Source organism: Paenibacillus sp. Y916 (assembly GCF_056786435.1).
Genome location: NZ_JBXCJA010000020.1, coordinates 1 through 14,940, shown reverse-complemented (window position 1 = coordinate 14,940; position 14,940 = coordinate 1). Strand labels below are relative to the sequence as shown.

Annotated in this window: 14 protein-coding genes and 1 other RNA gene; 14 read left to right on the top strand and 1 reads right to left on the bottom strand. The window is 42.2% G+C overall.

Annotated elements, in window-relative coordinates; translation table 11 throughout:
* Positions 1–223 precede the first annotated feature (223 nt).
* From rpoE to rpmE, 8 genes are all read left to right on the top strand, one after another.
* Entirely contained in the window at positions 224–754 is a 531-nt protein-coding gene (rpoE, locus tag AC1TO9_RS24175) for a DNA-directed RNA polymerase subunit delta (RefSeq protein ID WP_482057872.1), read from the top strand.
* 294 nt (positions 755–1,048) lie between these two features.
* On the top strand, positions 1,049–2,650 hold the full coding sequence (locus AC1TO9_RS24170; protein WP_482057873.1) for a CTP synthase: 1,602 nt from the start codon (positions 1,049–1,051) through the stop codon (positions 2,648–2,650).
* Positions 2,651–2,869: 219 nt separating this feature from the next.
* On the top strand, positions 2,870–3,253 hold the full coding sequence (locus AC1TO9_RS24165; RefSeq protein ID WP_482057874.1) for a response regulator: 384 nt from the start codon (positions 2,870–2,872) through the stop codon (positions 3,251–3,253).
* Between the two features lie 182 nt (positions 3,254–3,435).
* Positions 3,436–4,290 carry a class II fructose-1,6-bisphosphate aldolase gene (fba, locus tag AC1TO9_RS24160; RefSeq protein ID WP_482057875.1) on the top strand — a complete coding sequence of 285 codons (855 nt, stop codon included), beginning with the start codon at positions 3,436–3,438 and terminating at the stop codon, positions 4,288–4,290.
* A 215-nt stretch (positions 4,291–4,505) separates the two neighbouring features.
* The gene (locus AC1TO9_RS24155; RefSeq protein ID WP_482057876.1) at positions 4,506–5,759 is read left to right on the top strand and encodes a UDP-N-acetylglucosamine 1-carboxyvinyltransferase; all 1,254 of its coding nucleotides are present in this window, start codon (positions 4,506–4,508) and stop codon (positions 5,757–5,759) included.
* Positions 5,760–5,930: 171 nt separating this feature from the next.
* Positions 5,931–7,301, top strand: a complete 1,371-nt coding sequence (gene rho, locus AC1TO9_RS24150) for a transcription termination factor Rho (RefSeq protein WP_482057877.1) — start codon at positions 5,931–5,933, stop codon at positions 7,299–7,301.
* Between the two features lie 72 nt (positions 7,302–7,373).
* Positions 7,374–8,651 carry a radical SAM family protein gene (locus tag AC1TO9_RS24145; protein ID WP_482057878.1) on the top strand — a complete coding sequence of 426 codons (1,278 nt, stop codon included), beginning with the start codon at positions 7,374–7,376 and terminating at the stop codon, positions 8,649–8,651.
* Between the two features lie 95 nt (positions 8,652–8,746).
* Positions 8,747–8,944: a 50S ribosomal protein L31 gene (rpmE, locus tag AC1TO9_RS24140; protein ID WP_438348243.1), complete on the top strand. Its 198-nt coding sequence runs from the start codon at positions 8,747–8,749 to the stop codon at positions 8,942–8,944.
* 170 nt (positions 8,945–9,114) lie between these two features.
* Here rpmE and AC1TO9_RS24135 read toward each other — a convergent pair whose 3' ends face one another.
* Positions 9,115–10,074: an NAD(P)H-dependent flavin oxidoreductase gene (locus AC1TO9_RS24135; protein ID WP_482057879.1), complete on the bottom strand. Its 960-nt coding sequence runs from the start codon at positions 10,072–10,074 to the stop codon at positions 9,115–9,117.
* 188 nt (positions 10,075–10,262) lie between these two features.
* Here AC1TO9_RS24135 and ffs point away from each other — a divergent pair.
* The 6 genes from ffs to AC1TO9_RS24105 all read left to right on the top strand — a co-directional run bounded on the left by ffs (position 10,263) and on the right by AC1TO9_RS24105 (position 14,672).
* Positions 10,263–10,530: signal recognition particle sRNA large type (gene ffs / locus AC1TO9_RS24130), an RNA gene on the top strand.
* A 282-nt stretch (positions 10,531–10,812) separates the two neighbouring features.
* Complete coding sequence (dnaX, locus tag AC1TO9_RS24125; RefSeq protein ID WP_482060704.1) at positions 10,813–12,576, top strand: DNA polymerase III subunit gamma/tau; 1,764 nt, start codon at positions 10,813–10,815, stop codon at positions 12,574–12,576.
* 35 nt (positions 12,577–12,611) lie between these two features.
* Positions 12,612–12,923, top strand: coding sequence for a YbaB/EbfC family nucleoid-associated protein (locus AC1TO9_RS24120; protein ID WP_482057881.1), 312 nt, complete (start codon positions 12,612–12,614; stop codon positions 12,921–12,923).
* A gap of 27 nt (positions 12,924–12,950) precedes the next feature.
* The gene (recR, locus tag AC1TO9_RS24115; protein WP_482057882.1) at positions 12,951–13,550 is read left to right on the top strand and encodes a recombination mediator RecR; all 600 of its coding nucleotides are present in this window, start codon (positions 12,951–12,953) and stop codon (positions 13,548–13,550) included.
* A gap of 531 nt (positions 13,551–14,081) precedes the next feature.
* The gene (locus AC1TO9_RS24110; RefSeq protein ID WP_482057883.1) at positions 14,082–14,402 is read left to right on the top strand and encodes a hypothetical protein; all 321 of its coding nucleotides are present in this window, start codon (positions 14,082–14,084) and stop codon (positions 14,400–14,402) included.
* A complete protein-coding gene (locus AC1TO9_RS24105; RefSeq protein WP_482057884.1) occupies positions 14,403–14,672 on the top strand; it encodes a pro-sigmaK processing inhibitor BofA family protein in 270 nt (89 codons plus the stop codon). It abuts the gene before it with no gap.
* The last annotated feature ends 268 nt before the right edge of the window (positions 14,673–14,940 follow it).

Below are 14,940 nucleotides of genomic sequence, written 5' to 3'. Positions count from 1 at the left end.
CGCGAGGGGAAGGATACAGTCAGAAGGCAGAGAAACCTCTGCCTTTTTTAACATTTTATGATGCAAGAAGTGATTGTTAAAGCTAGTCGGACTAGGTGTAACAAACACTTCAATATAAAAACTTGCATTTTAATCCCAAATAGGTTTTACTTGATTGTGTTAACGGTAATCCAGATAAATATTACGTGTATTATGCACATTGCGTGAGAGGAAGTGTTCATAAGTGAGTGCACCGCTCCTATTGAAACTTGATCCAGAAGTAATCAAAGAAATGCCAATGGTAGATTTGGCCTTTGTCATTTTGAAAACTGTAAATACGCCCTTCTATTATCTTGATCTAATGGCAGAGGTAGCGAAACAGCGTGGTTTGAATGAGAAGCAGATGAATGATCTGATTGCACAGTTATATACCGAGATCAATATTGACGGACGGTTTGCTTGTGTTGGAACTAATCTTTGGGGTCTGAAACGGTGGTATCCTGCTGATCGATCTGAAGATCCTATTGCTAATGCCAAGCGTCCGCGCATCATTAATGATGAAGATGATTTGGAAGATGATGACTTCGCCGAAGAAGAAGAGACCGAGGCAGAAGACTTTGACAGAATTGATGAAGATCATGATGACGCTTATGGCGATGATGATTCTGAAGAAGAAGCTGAAGATGAAGATGTTGTAATAGAAGACGAGGATTTGGATGATGCTGACGAGGAATCTGATGAAGAATCTGATGATACCGAAGATGACGACAAATAAATATTCAGTGAATTTATTATTGGTTCAATGCTACAGTTGTGAATAATTTATTCCTCTCTTGACAGAGCACATATGACGGAGTAAACTATTGCATGGGCTTATGATTGAACTTGAATAATATTTGAAATGATAAAAAGTGCCCCCGTACTACGGGTGTCACTTTTTTGTTTTTTTAGATGGGTTTGTGAAGGGTGTATTGCTATATAACATCAGGAGTAAGGAAATGTTTATAGGTCAGGATAAACATCATATGTCGCCTGAATTTCGGGACTTAAAATAGGAGGTTAATTTACAGTGACAAAGTATATTTTTGTAACGGGTGGAGTTGTATCTTCCTTAGGTAAAGGGATTACCGCTGCATCATTAGGGAGACTACTCAAGAATAGAGGTTTAAAAGTAACGATTCAGAAATTTGACCCATATTTGAATATAGATCCTGGAACGATGAGTCCTTACCAGCACGGTGAAGTGTTTGTGACAGATGATGGCGCAGAGACCGATCTGGATCTTGGTCACTATGAAAGATTTATTGATATCAATCTATCTAAGAATAGCAACGTAACTATGGGTAAAATATATTCCTCGGTCATCAGCAAAGAACGTCGAGGTGAGTACTTAGGGGCGACAGTTCAGGTTATCCCTCATATTACGAACGAGATCAAAGAGCGTGTATATCGTGCGGGTCGTGAAGCTGGCTCTGACGTTGTCATTACAGAGATTGGCGGAACCGTAGGCGATATCGAAAGTCTTCCAATTCTAGAGGCTATTCGCCAAATCAAGAGTGAAATTGGTCGCGAGAATGTGATGTATATTCACGTTACCCTCATTCCATATATTAAAGCTGCTGGTGAAGTGAAGACGAAGCCAACTCAACATAGCGTGAAAGAATTACGTAGCATCGGTATTCAACCAAATGTGATTGTTTGTCGTACAGAGCATGAACTTTCTGCAGATATGAAAGCGAAGATTGCGCTATTCTGTGATATTGATGAAGGTGCAGTCGTTGAATGTCGTGATGCAGCTACATTGTATGAAGTACCTCTTAACCTACGTGATGAAGGGCTTGACGAGATTGTTGTCAATTATCTGAAGTTGACTACTCCTAAGGCAGATATGACAGAGTGGGAAAGCCTTGTGGAGCGGGTCCAGAAGCTGGATAAAGTCGTGGAGATTGCGATTGTAGGTAAATACGTAGCCTTGCATGATGCTTATTTGAGCGTTGTAGAATCTCTATCTCATGCAGGCTTTGATGCGAATGCTGAAGTGAAGATCCGTTGGGTTAATGCAGAAGAGATTACAGAAGATAATGTGAATGATATGCTTGGTGGTATAAGTGGTGTTCTCGTACCGGGCGGATTTGGGGATCGTGGTATCGAAGGCAAGATTACGGCTATTCGATATGTTCGTGAGAACAATATTCCTTTCTTTGGTATTTGTCTTGGTATGCAAGTGGGCGTTATTGAGTACGCTCGTTCTGTTATGGGTCTTGAAGGTGCGAACAGCTCAGAGATTAACCCTTCAACCGAGTACCCTGTCATTGATTTGTTGCCAGAACAGAAGGATATTGAAGATCTAGGTGGTACAATGCGCTTAGGATTATATCCTTGTAAATTACAACCTGGTTCATTAGCTATGAGCTGCTATGATGATGAACTGGTCTATGAAAGACATCGTCATCGCTACGAATTCAATAATGAATATCGTGAAGCAATAGAACAAGCAGGACTAGTTGTATCAGGGACTTCTCCTGATGGACGTCTTGTTGAAATTGTTGAACTTCCTGAACACCCTTGGTTCTTGGCAGTACAATTCCATCCGGAATTCATTTCTCGCCCGAACCGTCCTCAACCATTGTTCCGTGAATTTGTTAAAGCATCTGTTAAATATCAAGGTTAATCCATTATATAAGAGCCTCTTGGGACATCATTGCGAGACTTAGATTTTACTAAGTAGCATTTCGCGATGAGGTACCTAAAAGAGGCTTTTTTTGTTAATATTACTGATGTTGCAGGAGTTTTGATAACAAAGAGAGAATAGCACAAATTGGAACTAATTCAGAATAGAGGAAGATAATTAAGAAGCGAATAGAATATATTTTTAGGAGGATATTAATAAATGGACAAGAAGAAGTTATTAATTGTAGATGACCAGAATGGCATTCGTATTCTATTGATGGAGGTATTTAACGGCGAGGGATATAATACTTTTCAAGCAGCGAATGGCAAACTTGCATTAGAGCTTGTTCAGCGTGAATCACCGGATCTAGTGTTACTTGATATGAAAATACCAGGGATGGATGGACTGGAAATTCTGAAATACATCAAAGAGATCAATGCTGATATTAACGTTATCATGATGACAGCATACGGAGAGCTGGATATGATTAAAGAGGCAACTGAATTGGGTGCGTTGATGCATTTTACGAAACCTTTTGATATTGACGAAATGAGAGTAGCGGTAAATACACAATTGAATAAACCACTGGAGAAACACAACTGACTACATCAGCTCGATTACATACGGTAAGTTTAGTAGACGGCTTCAAACCGTCGAGTTCAATATGTTTATAATGCGGAAAATGCATGTTTAGTATTTTGGATGCAATGTGGTATAATATAGCTTGTATGAGATGTCGGCTTAATAAAATAGACAAAACCAACATTTTTAGGAGGATTGAAACCATGCCATTAGTATCTATGACAGACATGTTAAACAAAGCACTAAAAGGGAAGTACGCAGTGGGTCAATACAACATCAATAACCTGGAGTGGACGCAAGCGATTCTTGGTGCCGCAGAAGAAGAGAAGTCACCAGTAATCCTTGGTGTTTCCGAGGGTGCAGCACGTCACATGGGCGGATTTACGACGATTGTTAAGATGGTAGAAGGACTCTTGATCGATATGAAGATCACAGTACCTGTAGCTATTCACCTTGACCACGGTTCAAGCTTCGAGAAATGTAAAGAAGCCATCGACGCTGGATTCCCATCCGTTATGATTGATGGTTCACATAGCCCAATCGATGAGAATATCGCAATGACGAAGAAAGTTGTTGAATATGCTCACTCCAAAGGAGCTTCCGTTGAAGCAGAAGTTGGAATGGTTGGTGGTCAAGAAGACGACGTTATCGGTGATGTAATGTATGCGAAGCTTGAAGATTGCGTACGTATCGTTAATGAGACAGGTATTGATACATTGGCTCCAGCACTAGGTTCAGTTCATGGACCGTACAAGGGTGAACCGAACCTAGGTTTCGAACAAATGGAAGAAATCTGTAATGCAGTTAGCCTTCCACTCGTTCTTCACGGTGGAACAGGTATCCCAACACATGATATTAAAAAGGCGATCTCATTGGGTACTTCCAAGATCAACGTAAACACAGAGAATCAAATCGTATTCGCAAAAGCAGTTCGTGAAACACTTGCTGCGAAGCCAGATGCGTATGATCCTCGTACGTTCATCGTACCGGGTCGTGAAGCGATCAAACAAACGGTTATCGGTAAAATGCGTGAGTTTGGTTCAAGTAACCAAGCGTAATTGTTTTCTATAATGTAGTACAATCAGGACAGATGAAAGAACACTGTCCAGCTGAATAGTTTGATGTGGAGAGTACACCGCTAAGCCGGTGTCTTTCCATTTTCATATGATGGATTGGTAGCAATTGCGTCATGGATTATTCATCCAACATGACCCAAAATCTGACGGCACTTGTTGTTACTGACTGCAAAACACGTAGGAGGACATTTGAGCTTATGGAAAAATTGATGATTACTGGTGGGCGTCCACTGCAGGGCACGGTATCCATTAGTGGTGCCAAGAACAGCGCTATTGCCTTGATTCCTGCTGCTATATTGGCAGAATCTGAAGTTGTTCTGGACAACTTGCCTTTTCTTAGTGATGTTGCGGTATTTGCTGATATTCTGGAGGAATTAGGGGCGAAGGTAACACGAGAAGGCGCTCAGATGAGAATTGACCCAACCGAGATTAAATCTATACCTATGCCCAACGGATCAGTTAAGAAATTACGGGCCTCCTATTATATGATGGGAGCACTTCTTGGGAAATTTAAAGAAGCTACGATTGGATTGCCAGGTGGTTGCAACTTTGAGCCACGTCCAATAGATCAACATATTAAAGGGTTTGAAGCTTTAGGTGCGACGGTAACGAATGAACATGGTTCTATTCACTTGTATGCTAAAGAGCTCAGAGGAGCCAAAATTTATTTAGACGTTTCTAGCGTTGGAGCCACGATTAATATTATGTTGGCTGCAGCTCGAGCTATCGGTTCCACTACTATTGAAAATGCGGCTAAAGAGCCTGAGATTATAGATGTAGCAACACTCCTCAATTCCATGGGAGCCGTAATCAAAGGCGCTGGTACGGAAACTATCCGTATCGAGGGTGTCTCTGAACTTCACGGTTGCCGACATTCCATTATTCCCGATCGAATTCAAGCTGGTACTTATATGATCGCAGCGGCCGCCACACGTGGTGATGTCGTTATCGACAATGTGATCCCTAAACATATGGAAGCGATGACTGCTAAATTGTTAGAGATGGGTGTGCGCATTGAAGAACTAGATGAGAGTATTCGCGTTATTGGTCATGCAAATTATGAGCCAGTAGACGTGAAGGCATTGGTGTACCCTGGGTTTCCAACAGATCTACAGTCACCTATGACGAGTCTTCTTACACAGGCTGACGGAGTTAGTGTGCTTAGTGATTTTGTCTACAGTAGCCGATTCAAGCATGTTCCTGAGTTAGTTCGTATGGGAGCGAAGATTCGCGTTGAAGGGCGATCTGCTATTATTGAGGGAAGTCGCTTGAATGCTGCGAAGGTAACTGCGACGGATTTACGTGCAGGAGCTGCGCTTGTTATTGCTGGGCTAACGGTAGAAGAAGGAATTACGGAAGTTAGCGGTGTCGAGTTTATTGATCGTGGATATGACTATTTAGTTGAGAACTTTCGCCGTTTAGGTGCAGAGATTTGGCGCGAAACTGAATAAAGAATAACTTCGAGGGTTCCCAAAAGGGGGTATATTCACGTTAATATTTCTGTGAAAATTGCATATCCCCTTCATTTTTGGGTAAAGATGAATAAGAGATTTTCATAGACTCATAGATTGAATTATAATGAATAATATTTGGACTTATAAAATTGAATAGGTGGTTATTAAATGGATTTGCAAATTTCCGATTTGGAAGAAATGAAGCTAACCGATCTGTATAAACTGGCGAAGCAATACCAGATACCGTATTATGGTCAGTTGAAGAAGAGAGAATTGATATTTGCTATATTGCGTGCACAAGCGGAGCAAAGTGGATTAATGTTTATGGAAGGGATACTGGAGATACTTTCCGAAGGGTATGGATTTCTTAGACCGATTAATTATCTTCCGAGTACACAAGATATATATATTTCCGCTTCGCAAATTCGCAAGTTTGATTTACGGACAGGAGATTTAGTATCTGGTAAATGTAGAACCCCGAAAGAGAATGAACGATATTTTGGATTGCTTCAGGTTAACGCCGTAAATGGAGAGAATCCCCAGACCGCAGCAGAACGACTACATTTTCCAGCATTAACTCCTCTATACCCAGAAAAGAAAATTGTACTTGAAACATCCCCAACTCATTTGTCTACACGTATTATGGATTTACTCGCACCTGTAGGGTTAGGGCAACGGGGACTCATTGTAGCACCTCCAAAGGCAGGAAAAACGCTCCTCTTGAAAGAAATTGCCAACAGCATCTCAACAAACTACCCTGAAATTTCACTTTTTGTACTACTCATTGATGAACGACCTGAAGAAGTGACGGATATGCAACGTTCTGTAAAAGGGGAAGTTATTGCCTCCACATTTGATGAATTACCAGAAAATCATATTAAAGTGGCAGAGTTGGTCTTAGAACGTGCGTTACGGTTAGTTGAACATAAAAAGGATGTTGTCATCCTTATGGATAGTCTCACTCGGTTAGCTCGTGCATATAACTTAGTGGTTCCTCCATCTGGTCGCACACTTAGCGGAGGGATTGATCCTGCAGCATTTCATCGCCCCAAAAGGTTCTTTGGTGCAGCACGAAATGTGGAAGAGGGCGGTAGCTTAACCATCCTTGCAACAGCTTTGGTCGATACGGGTTCGCGGATGGATGATATTATATATGAAGAATTTAAAGGTACGGGGAACATGGAGTTACATCTTGATCGTAAGCTGGCAGAACGTCGTATTTTCCCAGCGATTGATATTCGCCGTTCAGGTACACGTCGTGAGGAAGTCTTATTGGAAAAAGAAGAACTAGATACAATCTGGGCTATTCGTAAAAATATGAATGATTCGATTGAATTTGTTGATGGATTCCTGAAGAAGTTACGTGACTGTAAGACAAATGATGAGTTTATTGCTTCTTTTGATGCTACGTCTACGGCGAAACCAAGCAACAGTGCTGGAAATAGTAGTAGTAATAGCAACAACAGCAACAACAGTAAACCTAGTGCTGCACGTAGAACTCCTCGTACGACCTCAACTTCTGTGACTTCATCGTCATAGGTTTTGACAATCCATTATGAATGAAATTTAATGTGATAAAATATAGTATTATAGTTAAAAAAGGAGAACATCATGTATCTGGTATATGCAGACGAACAAGGAAATGTATTCGATCATCCTACGCTCCATGGGCTTGCCCGAAGCGGAGATATGATCGTTGAAATAATGGAAGATGAGCTTATCCCGTTACCTGAGGGCGCAACATTAGTAGGGCTACCAAGTACCCGTGCTGTGGGAATGGATCCAGTAAGTGGTGAAATGATGTCGTTGCCAAACGACGCCCAAGCCGTTGGAGCACTTCTACCGCAAGGGTATACAAGACTATGTCTTCCAGGCTATGTAAAGGCAGATAAAGAGTATAAATTACCTTTATTCGGTTATTCAGCTGTCGTATGGAAGGACGGTAAGTTCTTCGTTGCAGCCCATTTAACGGATGATCCTGAGAAATGGAATCCTTTAAATTGCGATACAGATGCTCTGAATGTCGGTGTGCAACGGTTAACTGAGAAATACCCAGACAACAGGTTGTATAGCCATTTATCCAATTGCGCTCTAGGGTATGAATGTCTCACGTCGTCCAATACATTTCTTAATCGCTGGGAAGGTGCGGTACCTGTGTCGCACTCTTGTAATGCGGGATGTTTCGGTTGTATTTCTGAGCAACCGGATGACAGTGGCTTTGTGTCACCTCAGACCCGGATGGATTTCCGTCCAAGAGTCGATGAATTAGTAGAAGTGATGCTCGAGCATCTTCAGGCGCCCGATTCTATCGTTAGCTTCGGGCAAGGCTGTGAGGGTGAACCATCGACACAAGCTAAAATTATTATCGATGCAATCCGCGAGGTTAGATCGATTACGGATATGGGTTATATCAATATTAATACGAATGCAGGACTTAGTGATCATATTCGTGGCATCGTGGATGCAGGTCTCGACCTGATGCGTGTTAGTACGATAAGCGCACTAGACGATCATTACAACCCCTACTATAAGCCAAGAGGATATAATTTGGCTAACGTAGAGAAGTCATTGCGCTATGCAACGGATCAAGGTGTCTACACTTCGATTAACTATTTGATCTTCCCTGGTGTAACAGATCGCGAAGAAGAGATCGAAGCTATGGTGGAATTCTGCCGGCGTACAGGATTGAAATTGATTCAAATGCGTAATTTGAACATTGATCCCGAAAGTTATCTGGAAATCATTCCTCCTGCTCAAGGTGAGATATTAGGTATGAAACAGATGATTGATATATTTAAGGCGGAGTTACCAGATGTTGTGATCGGTTCCTTTACGCATGTTCCTCCAGCGGGCATGGCGCGTCCCAAAACAATCGTTATAAATAAATAATATATTGCACATGATAAGGTAACCTGCTAAAATGCTATTATGTGTCCTATAACTCTGTGTCCACATGAGACTCAGGGCGGAAAGAGGTGAAAGTCATGCAAGAATCAATCCAACCGAAATTTCACGTTACTACAGCAACTTGTGCTTGTGGTAATACATTTGAAGCGGGTTCTGTTAAAGAAAACCTTCGTGTAGAAATTTGCTCCAACTGCCATCCATTCTATACTGGGAAACAAAAATTCCTGGATGCTGGTGGTCGCGTTGATAAATTTAAGAAGAAATACGGTATCTAATTTTGACGTATGCTTCTTAGCAGCTTAAGCAACCAAACATGCAAAATCCCCTACTCTTTATAGAGATAGGGGATTTTTTTGAAATATAAGAAAGTATAAGTTTCTACTTGATCGCATGTGTGCCTAGGATCGGATCCATATCTAGGATGTGTTTTTCCGAGCGATGCAAGTTAAGTAATCGCAACACGATGGTATTCTTCCATGATATGATCGATAATTTGCTGTACAGACAAAATTTCTTTAATCTCATGCACTCTCGACCCGGCAAAAAGCAAACCATTCTGAACCTCACCTCTAAGAGGGGCGAGTAAAGACTCCATAGTGCAAAATCGATACGAACAAACTTTGAGGCAACTATAGCATTTGGCTATTTTTAGTTTGGCATCCCCACGTATCTGATCTGTAAATTCATTTCTGATCGCCCTCGCCTGTAATCCTACCGTGGTCTTAACCAAGACGGTATCTCCTTGCTGAGCTTCCACGTACTTCTGTTTGAATGCCAAAGGGGCATCGCATTCATGACTTGCTACGAAACGGGTACCCATTTGAACACCAGCTGCACCAATTCGGAGTGCTTTGGCAACATCTTCACCTGTCAGAATACCACCTGCAGCAATGACTGGAATAGTAACGGCCTCCACTACTTCTGGAAGAATATCAAACATGGATCTGTCTGTACCCAGATGGCCTCCAGCTTCACAACCTTCTACAACAACAGCTGAAGCGCCTAATTTTTCAGAGAGTCTAGCTAATTTGGCAGATGAAACGATAGAGATTACGGGTGTACCATGCTCTTTTCCCCATGCATACATATCTCTCGAGATTCCAGCCCCAGAAATAATGAAATCCACCTTTTCTTCCAAGGCGGTCTTCATCTTCTCGGAAAAGTCCTTCACTGCAAATAATACGTTTACTCCAATAAATCCAATTCCTTTGGTTAGTTCCCTTGTTCTGCGAATATGCATTCTTAATTCCTCGGTAGAAATGCCTGTACCAGAAATAGTGCCAATTCCACCTGCATTAGCTACAGCAGCGGCAAGTCCACTCAAGGAAATGCCAACACCCATACCTCCTTGAATAATAGGAACTCTCGATTTAATATGCCCGAATTGGATTGTTGGTAAGTTCAATTGCACACCCCTGTTCACTGTTTTTATAAATCTATTATACAACTCGAAAGAGTAATATTTATGAAATGTATCATAGTTAAAAGGTAGAGGATGTGATACAACGCATGTTCGATTGGGTACTTCTGATAAAACTTTGGACTGCACTACTGGGTTGATTTTTGTACACTCATGATATATACTTATTTTCACCGTGCTAGACGGGGAGGTAGCGGTGCCCTGTAACTCGCAATCCGCTGTAGCGAGGTTGAATTCCCGTTAGAGGTTTTGTTGATGTAAGGTCTTGGTCCCTGTGTGCTACGCTGACAGTTGGGTCCTTCGCAATGAGTGCTCGTGAACCTGGTCAGGTCCGGAAGGAAGCAGCCATAAGCAAGTTACTCTTGTGCCGAAGGGAAGCCTAGCTCGAGTAGCTACACAGGGTTGCCGCTTGGATCGCAATTATCAATAACGGGTGCACGGTCTTGTTATTTATATTAGAAATTTTCTTGCATCTTTGCCAATTGGTGAAGGTGCTTTTTAATTTATTGAAGCATAAGTTGAAGTTCAAAAAGTTAGCTTTTCAGCACTAAAGCATTTGCTTTCGATGTGGAATATACTTCTTGCTATACTTCGTGATTAAAAGATGACTTTTTGAACATCCATTATAAGAATGTGAAATGAAGTTTTGCAGATGCCGGGAATATAGTATACTAATGAAGCGACTAAGCGTCATGAAGTGGAAGTTGAAAGAGGGTAAGCAAAGTGGAACATATAGCGCTGTATCGTGCTTGGCGGCCGCAGTCTTTTCAAGACATGGTAGGACAACAGCATATTATTCAAACGCTGCAGAACGCAATACGTGAACAGCGGGTTTCTCATGCCTACCTGTTCAATGGGCCACGGGGAACTGGGAAGACGAGTGCAGCCAAAATTTTAGCGAAAGCGGTAAACTGCGAGCGAGGGTCTGAGCCTGAACCTTGCAATGAGTGTGAATCCTGTCGTCGGATAACGGCTGGAGCGGTCATGGATGTTCAAGAGATTGATGCCGCATCCAATCGGGGTGTGGATGAAATCCGCGATTTGCGCGAGAAGGTTAAATATGCGCCTACGGAAGTCAGGAAAAAGGTTTATATTATTGACGAAGTGCATATGCTGACGACGGAAGCCTTTAATGCTTTGTTGAAGACATTAGAGGAGCCACCTCCGCATGTGATGTTTATTCTGGCGACAACGGAGCCGCATAAGTTACCAGCTACAATTATTTCGCGGTGTCAGCGTTTTGACTTCCGTAGAGTATCTCTTGATGAACAGACAGAGAGATTACGTCGTATTTGCAAAGAAGAAGGTATTAAGGCGGAAGAAGATGCGCTCCAATACATTGCCCGATTGTCGGATGGTGGGATGCGGGATGCACTTAGTATTCTAGATCAAATTGCATCTTTTACAGAGGATGTTGTATCCTATCAGCAAGTTCTGAATATGACGGGTGGCATCGCCTCTGAACAGTTCGGACTATTGGCCCAAGGACTAATGAATGGAGACATCGGTGTAGTGTTACAGATGGTAGAGGATTTCATGCAGGAGGGAAAGAGTGCTGATAAGTGCATGGAGAACCTGCTGTTCTATTTCCGAGATCTACTGATGATTAAGATGGTTCCTCATGCGGATAAGTTGACGGACAGGGTGTTGAATCCGCAAGAGTATAAAGGTATGGCAGAGACATTCTCTCGGGAGCAATTATTCCAAATGATTGATGTTTTGAATCACTATCAAAGTGAGATGAAATATGCCTCACAGCCGCAAATGCTGTTTGAAGTGGCACTTCTCAAGTTGTGCAACATACCGCAGGGTGCTCAAGAGTTGGTTAAGATGGAGTTCTCCAATGAAAGACCGCAGGTTTCCTTGCCCGCGGATTCAGGGGAGATAGCCCTCCTGAAACAGCAGGTGGTCGCACTTGAGAAGAAACTTGAACGCTTTATGAAATCAGGAGGAACGCCATCTAGTAATGGCCGTGATTCCGGTGCAAGTTCGAGATCATCTGGAAGTGGGATGCCTCCACCTCGATTATCCTCAACCACGAAGCTTCCTCAACATTTGGATCAATACTTGGTTCATTTGAATAGTGATCCGTTTATTGCCATTCAAAAACAGTGGGGTCATATTCTTCAAGGCGTTAAAGAGGAGAAGGTTACCGTTCATGCTTGGTTTATGGATGGCGAACCTGTATCCATGTTGGATGATGCTATTCTGGTGGCTTTTAAGAATACGATCCACCGAGAGACAACTGAGAAGCCGGCGAACAGGCAGGTTATTGAGCATGTGATAGAGTCGAAGCTTGGGAAGCCTTATCGCTTGGTTACGATTATGCAGCGAGACTGGATGAAAGAGATCGAGGGATCTACTCAGAAGGCCAAAGAAGAACTCAAGTTAGAGCATGAGCATGAAGATGGTGAAACGAAAACAGAGCCATGGATTGACGAGGCTCTTCAATTATTTGGAGAAGACCTTGTAGTCATAAAAGAATAGCGCAGAGATGTGCATCCAAAAAGGAGAGATTACTCATGAATAATATGAATCAAATGATGAAACAAGTGAAGAAAATGCAAGAGCAAATGCTGAAAGCGCAAGAAGGACTCGCTACGAAGATGGTGGAAGGTAGTTCTGGTGGCGGTGTAGTCACCGTAGAAGTGAATGGACATAAGAAATTGATATCTATTACAATTAAGCCGGAAGCAGTTGATCCGGAAGATGTTGAAATGCTGCAGGATCTGGTGATGACAGCGGTGAATGATGCCCTGACTAAAGCGGATGAGCTTGCCAATGATGATATGGGTAAATTCACAGGCGGAATGAAAATCCCTGGCCTGTTCTAATTTCACAGCAGAAGGAGATTTTTAGTTTTGTATTATCCCGAACCTATTGCAAGGCTGATCGAATCCTTTACGCGACTACCCGGTATTGGTCCAAAGACAGCAAGTCGGTTGGCATTTCATGTCATTACGATGAAGGAAGACGATGTTATTGATTTCGCTAAGGCGCTCGTTAGTGTGAAGAGAAACCTTCACTACTGTTCTATCTGTTGCAACATTACGGATACGGATCCTTGTCGTATATGTCAGGATAAGACACGTGATCGTTCTGTCATCTGTGTCGTACAAGATCACAAGGATGTCGTAGCGATGGAACGGACTAAGGAGTTTAATGGGTATTATCATATTCTTCAAGGTGCGATCTCTCCTATGGAGGGGATCGGTCCAGATGACATTCGCCTAAAGGAACTGTTGAACAGACTCAGTGATGAGCGAGTGACGGAACTTATTTTAGCTACGAATGCTAATATTGAGGGCGAAGCAACATCGATGTATCTTTCTAGGCTGATTCGCCCTTTTGGTATTAAAGTGACTCGTATTGCACACGGATTGCCTGTAGGCGGAGATTTGGAGTACGCGGATGAAGTGACTTTATCTAAGGCGCTGGAAGGTCGGCGCGAGATACACTGATGCTAATGTGAAAGCTGAGGAGTCCTGTGAAGGGCTTCTTTTTTTTTGTGTAAGAAAACGTATGTTTCAAGCAATAACTTAAGGATAGCTCCGTTCTAAATAGAATAGAAGACATGCCATTCCAAGGAAAAAAGGTTGAGTGGTGGCGGGGGAACGCAATGGAGAGATGACCTCGTAAACATTCTAACGGAGCCAGCAGACCTTATTCTGCCTGAAACGTCACTTTTGAAATTCTAACGGACCGGGGTGACGTTATTTGATCTTCTTTCTCGGATTTGGGCTGTTTATTTGCATATAGTGGCCAGTGCGCTCCGTTAAAAAAATCACCACTGCAATCTGCTCACAGTTCACCCTCCATCCTGCCCGCCTCTAAAATCTCTTGGCTAAGACAATCGAAATATGGGATAGCACTCGCAAAGGTGAGGTGGAGAGAAATAGATGCTGTTTCATTTTGGTTCTAAGATTGTCCCTTTCTCGATAAGTATGAAGTAGGAGATACGAGAGAGAAGGGGGATTTACATTATGGTAGGGATGAAGAGGTACTGGGCTAGTGTGTTTAAAAAGGATGAGTTCGCTAGGGATGAGGAAAATAGTGAAATCTATAAGGATATTACCGATGCGCTCATTCGTTGGGAAGAGGCGCGTATGTATTTTGAAGAAGCAGTGAGTGAGGATCAGGTGGACTACGCTATATATATGTTGGAAGCGGCTGAGCTTAAATACCAAATACACTTGAAGAAGGCAAAAGCTCTAGGGCTAGATCGTAGATCTCTTTTAGGTGAGAAGCAAACAGTCGGTATCATTGTAGACCATTCTGTACAAGAAGATATGAAGAAAGGAGAATGCAATTAGATGAAATGGATCGTGATGGGTGTTCTCGCCGTGTCTTTATGCGCTCTAACGTATATTGTTTTTAAGAAGAAACTAGGTTTCGGCTGGTTAACTGTATTTGGAACACATATGATATTAGCTTCCCTTGGAATATATCTAGTTAACTTCTCAGGATTGATGACAGCTGTATATATTCCATTAAACCCGGTTACTATAGGAACTGTTGCGATATTAGGCCTTCCTGGGGTGGCTCTTTTGTATGGTTTAAAAATATTTATCATGAACAGTTGACGTCTACTGTGCTGATGTGTTACATTATAAATCGCCCCTTTGAAAGGCAGACAAGCTTGCTGAAAGGCAAAAATAATCGATTGAAAATATCGAAAAATAAAGCTTGACGAAATGCCGGGCAGCATGATATATTATAGAAGTTGTCGCCGAGAACAATCGGAGACAAACGAAAGAGAAATTGATCTTTGAAAACTGAACAACGAGTGAGTGGTTTTCACGAAAGTGAGAACAAAACAAATGAGAAATCATTTGGATTGAGAATGTAATA